This is a genomic window from Methyloparacoccus murrellii (assembly GCF_054657115.1).
In genome coordinates this window covers 1-4,963 of sequence record NZ_BAAHXD010000079.1, presented here as the reverse complement: position 1 = coordinate 4,963, position 4,963 = coordinate 1, and the positions used below count along the sequence as shown (strand labels likewise).

Here is a 4,963-nt window from a genome sequence, read left to right as displayed (position 1 = left end):
CTTGGCTGGCGTGCGCCAATTCTCGGCAATCCCGTATCGCTTCAAACCTGGAGACTCTAACATTGAGGACCTGTGGGTACTGCATTGCCCGGTATCTAGGCTCCATTTATTGGAATCTCATAAGTGCTCTTGGACATGTTCTTCGGTCCAGGGTTTGTATCCTTGCTAGGCATCACATAAATGTTTCTTTTTGAGTGGGGATTGTTGGTGTTGTTGTCGCCACTGCCGGTTGTGATTCGTGTTTTGATGCCTGTCAGCCCAGTTGCTACGGGCAAGACATTGCAATTGTTCCCTGAGTTCTTTTCAGATAGGGCTTTAATCTCTCTCGTGGGAAGCCCTGCCAGATCATTCTGGTGGGGGTATCTATTGGTGTGGTTCTTGTTGATCGTGGCTGCCGCCCGTCCCGTCTGGCAAGGCGAGCCCATCGAGCAGGGTGTCAGCGGGCGTGATCTGATGATGGCCGTCGATTTGTCCGGCAGCATGGAAGTCGCTGATTTCATGCTCAAGGGGCACAAGGTTGACCGGTTGACGGCGACCAAGGCCGTCGCGGGTGAATTCATCGAGCGTCGGATGGGGGACCGTGTCGGGCTGATCCTGTTCGGCGAGAAGGCCTATTTGCAGGCGCCCCTGACCTTCGACCGCAAGACCGTGCGGACCCTTCTCGACGAATCCGTGATCGGCCTTGCCGGCGACAAGACAGCCATCGGCGATGCCATCGGTCTCGCGGTGAAGCGGCTGAAGGACAATCCCAAGGATCAGCGGGTGCTGATCCTGCTGAGCGACGGCGCCAACACGGCCGGCAGCATTGCCCCGCTGCAGGCGGCCGAGCTGGCGGCCAAGGCGGGGCTCAGGATCTACACCATCGGCATCGGCGCCGAGGAAATGACGATACGCGACCTGCTCGGTAGCCGGACCGTCAACCCGTCACAGGATCTGGACGAACCCACGATGCGGGGTATCGCCGAAAAAACCGGAGGACGCTACTTCCGGGCGCGCGACGTGCGCGAGCTGGAAGGGATTTACCGGCTGCTGGACGAACTGGAGCCGATCGAGCGCGACAAGCGTTACTATCGTCCCCGCACGGAGCTCTATCCATGGCCGCTCGGGGCCGCCCTGCTGCTGTCGGGGCTGATCTATCTCGCAAGACGACACCAGGCCAGCGCGTGACCGATTTCCACTTCCTGCGCCCGGCCTGGTTGCTGGCCTTTCTGCCACTGGCGGTCCTGCTGTGGGACTGGGCGCGGCGACGCCAGGGACCGGGGGACTGGGCAGCCTATGTCGATCCCGCCCTGCAACTCCATGTGCTGATCGGAACCCCTTCCCCATCATCCCGTCTGCCCCTCTGGCTGGCCGGCGTCGCCGGTACCCTGGCCATTCTGGCGCTGGCGGGCCCGGCCTGGGAGCGCTTGCCGACGCCCGTGTTCCGCAACCTCTCGCCTCTGGTCGTCGTCATGGATCTGTCCTGGGCCATGGAGGCCACCGATCTGCGGCCCAGCCGCCTGGAGCGGGCCCGCTACAAGATCGATGATCTCCTGCGCGCCCGTAAGGATGGCCAGGTTGCCCTGGTTGCCTATGCCGGCGATGCCTTCACCGTCACGCCGCTGACCGACGATGCCGCGACCGTCAGTGCCCAGCTCGCGGCCCTGTCGCCACGGATCATGCCGGTCCAGGGCGAGCGCCTCGAGCTGGGCCTGGACGCGGCCGCGCGCTTGCTGGCGCAGGCGGGACAGGCACGCGGCGACGTGCTGGTGGTGACGGCGGGCGAATCGGTCATGGCGGCCAGGGAGACGGCTGCCCGGTTGCGACGCCAGGGCTATCGCGTCTCGTTGCTGGGCGTCGGGTCCCGGGACGGTGCCCCGGTGCCGTTGCCGGATGGCGGCTTCCTCAAGGATCGCGAGGGTCGTGTGCGGGTATCGCGGCTGGATATCAAGGTGCTTTGGGATGTCGCGCAGGCCGGTGGCGGCGTCTACCGGACCCTCGATGCCGCCGCGGCCGATACGGACGCCCTGCTGGCGTTCATCGACCGGCGCGCGGCGGCCGAACAGCAGGCGGGTCAGCCGGTGCGTCTGGATCAGTGGCGGGACGCCGGCATCTGGTTGCTGCCGCCGCTGGTGCTGCTGGCGGCGCTTGGATTCCGGCGGGGCTGGCTGAGTCTGCTGCTGCTGGGGCTGTTGTTGCCTTTGCCGCCTGCCGCCGACGCCCTGGAATGGCGGGATCTCTGGCTGCGCGCGGATCAGCAGGCGCAGCGGGCGCTGGCGGCCGGTGACGCGAAGGCGGCCGCCGAGCGCTTCGACGATCCGGCCTGGAAGGCCGCGGCCGAATACCGGGCCGGTGACTTCGCCTCGTCCGCCCGGCGCCTCGAGGCGCTCGACCAGCCGCGGGCGCACTACAATCGCGGCAATGCGCTCGCCCGCCAGGGCCAATGGGCGCAGGCCCTTGAGGCCTACGACCGTGCCCTGGCGGCCGCACCCGACGACGAGGATGCCCGGTTCAACCGCCAGCGGGTGGAGGAAGCGTTGCATCGGCAGCAGCAACAGGAGCAGGAGCGGCAGGCGCAGCAGGATTCGGCCTCCTCGCAGGGTCACCAGGCGTCGGGCAGTCCGCCCCAGCCCGGGCAGGATGGCCAGCCGGCATCGGCGCAGAATCCATCTGCCGGCGAAACTTCTGACGAGGCACTGCAATCCCAGGGGGCGCAGGCCGATACCTCCGCCGACCGCTCCGGGGAGGTTGCGGCACCCGGTGATGCCTCCCGGTCGACCGGGGCCGCCGCCGATACACCATCGCCGGATGCCGGCGGGCGTGAGCCGGTCGGCCAGGCGGGTGCGCCATCGGAGCCCCATGATGCGGAAGCCTCGCCGGGACAGCCGCAGGCGGCAGCCGAGCCTTCCGCCGAGACCGCATCCCGGGGTGCGGCCACGTCGGCCGCCATGCCCAGTGAGCAGGATCAGGCCGATGCCCAGTGGCTGCGACGGATACCGGACGATCCGGGGGGTCTGCTCCAGCGCAAGTTTCATTACCAGTATCGATTGCGGCAGCAGACCCAGCCGTCGCAGTGAGGGATTGATGACATTCATGGATTTCGCGTGGCGTCGCCCGGCATCATCCAGCAGCCGCCCGCAGGGTGCGAGCCTTCCGCTGTTGACGGTATTCCGGCGGCTGGTGCCGCTATGGCTGCTGTTGCTGACGGCACCGGCGCTCCGGGCGGCCAACATCGAGGTCAGCCTGGACCGCAATCCCGTGCCCGTCAACGAATCCTTCACCCTCACCTTCTCGGCCGACGAGTCGCCCGATGGCGAGCCGGATTTCTCGCCGTTGCAGGCCCGCTTCGAAGTGCTCAACCAGAGCCAGAGCAGCCAGTTTTCCATCGTCAACGGCCGCGCCACGCGCCGCCTGAACTGGCAGCTGCAGGTCATGGCCAAGCAGGCCGGTACCCTTGACATACCCGCCATCGCCTTCGGCTCGGATCGCTCCCGCCCGTTTGCGGTCACCGTCACCCACGGTGCCGTGCGCAGCAGGCAGGGCGGCGAGGCCCGGATCTTCCTGGAGGCCGACATCGAGCCAAAGAATCCCTACGTCCAGGCGCAGGCCATCCTGACCCTGCGGGTACTCAGCCGGGTGGCCTTTAGCGGTGACCTCGCCCAGCCCGAGGTACCCGACGCGGTGGTGGTCAAGCTGGAGGATGATCGGGAATACGTCACGCTGCGGGATGGCGTGCAGTTCCGGGTCGACGAGCGCCGCTACGCTGTTTTTCCGCAGAAGAGCGGGCCGCTGACCATCGGCCCGGTCAACCTGACCGCTCAGCTGGGGGCCGCCTCGTTCGGACCTTTCTTCCGCGCTCCCGCACGCCAGCAACGGCTGCATTCGGATCCCCTGACGGTGAATGTCCGTCCGATTCCGGCGGCATTCACCGGCAAGCACTGGTTGCCGGTGGCCAGCCTCGACTTGAGCGAGACCTGGACGCCCGCCAAGCTGGAGGTAGCGGCAGGCGATCCGGTGACCCGCAGCATCCGCGTGCAGGCCCGGGGCGCCAGTGTCGGCATGTTGCCCGAGCTGATAGCTGGCGAGATGTCTGCCGCCGATCTCAGGCAATACCCCGATCAGCCGGTGACGCAGGAAGAGGTCAGCGCGGATGGGTTGCGCAGCCAGCGCGAACAAAAGATCGCCCTGATGGCGGCACGGCCGGGAACCTTTGCCCTCCCGGCGGTGGAAATACCTTGGTGGAATACCGTGACCGACCGCATGGAAGTGGCGCGGCTGCCGGAGCGCACGCTGTCGATCCTGCCCGCCGCCGGTGCCGAGGTGGCGGCTCCACCTGTTGAGCCGGTGGCAAAACCCGAGTCCCCGGCACCCGCGCCATCCGCCGAGACAGCGTCGCAGCTGCCGCCACCCGTCTTCGAGAATCCCTGGTTCTGGATGGCTCTGGTCATGGGGGCCGGCTGGCTGCTGACAGGCCTTGCCTGGTGGTGGCGTTCCTCGCGCGCAGGAACCCGCGGGATGGCGGTCGGCAACAGCAGCCCGGTGCCATCGGAGAAGGCCCTGCTGAGGTCAGTGGAGCAGGCCTGCAAGAACAACGATCCGCGCGCCGCTCATGCAGCGCTGCAGCAATGGGCCAGGCAGCGCTGGCCAGAGGCTATTTCGCCTTGGGTGGCGTTACTACAATGTGCCGACCCGACACTGAGGCTACAAATGATAGCGCTATCCAGGGCTCTATATTCGGTCTCGGCTGGCGGCTGGACGGGTGGGCACTTGTTAGACGCCTTAAAAACCTCCTTCTGCATCAAGGCAGGTCATGATGCTGGGCGTGAAACGGGGCCGCTAGAAGAACTGAATCCTATATGAGCAGGCGGTGTGGATTGGCTGGGGTCCAGGCAATTGGCGTGTTGTTGGTTGCTCGAGCCGTGGGAGAGCGGCAGTCTCAATTCGGATTATGGTTTTCAAAGTCTGGCTTTTATCGGTGATCTAG

At 66.2% G+C, this 4,963-nt stretch carries 3 protein-coding genes; all 3 read left to right on the top strand.

Annotated features, from left to right (window positions below; all coding sequences use genetic code 11):
- Window positions 1–180: 180 nt before the first annotated feature.
- From ACYQ1H_RS15055 to ACYQ1H_RS15045, 3 genes are read left to right on the top strand one after another with little or no spacing between them, the layout of a single operon-like run.
- Window positions 181–1,167, top strand: a complete 987-nt coding sequence (locus ACYQ1H_RS15055; RefSeq protein ID WP_460028863.1) for a vWA domain-containing protein — start codon at window positions 181–183, stop codon at window positions 1,165–1,167.
- The gene (locus tag ACYQ1H_RS15050; protein WP_460028862.1) at window positions 1,164–3,056 is read left to right on the top strand and encodes a vWA domain-containing protein; all 1,893 of its coding nucleotides are present in this window, start codon (window positions 1,164–1,166) and stop codon (window positions 3,054–3,056) included. The genes ACYQ1H_RS15055 and ACYQ1H_RS15050 overlap by 4 nt, the downstream gene beginning before the upstream one ends.
- A gap of 7 nt (window positions 3,057–3,063) precedes the next feature.
- On the top strand, window positions 3,064–4,839 hold the full coding sequence (locus tag ACYQ1H_RS15045) for a BatD family protein (protein WP_460028861.1): 1,776 nt from the start codon (window positions 3,064–3,066) through the stop codon (window positions 4,837–4,839).
- Window positions 4,840–4,963: the final 124 nt, after the last annotated feature.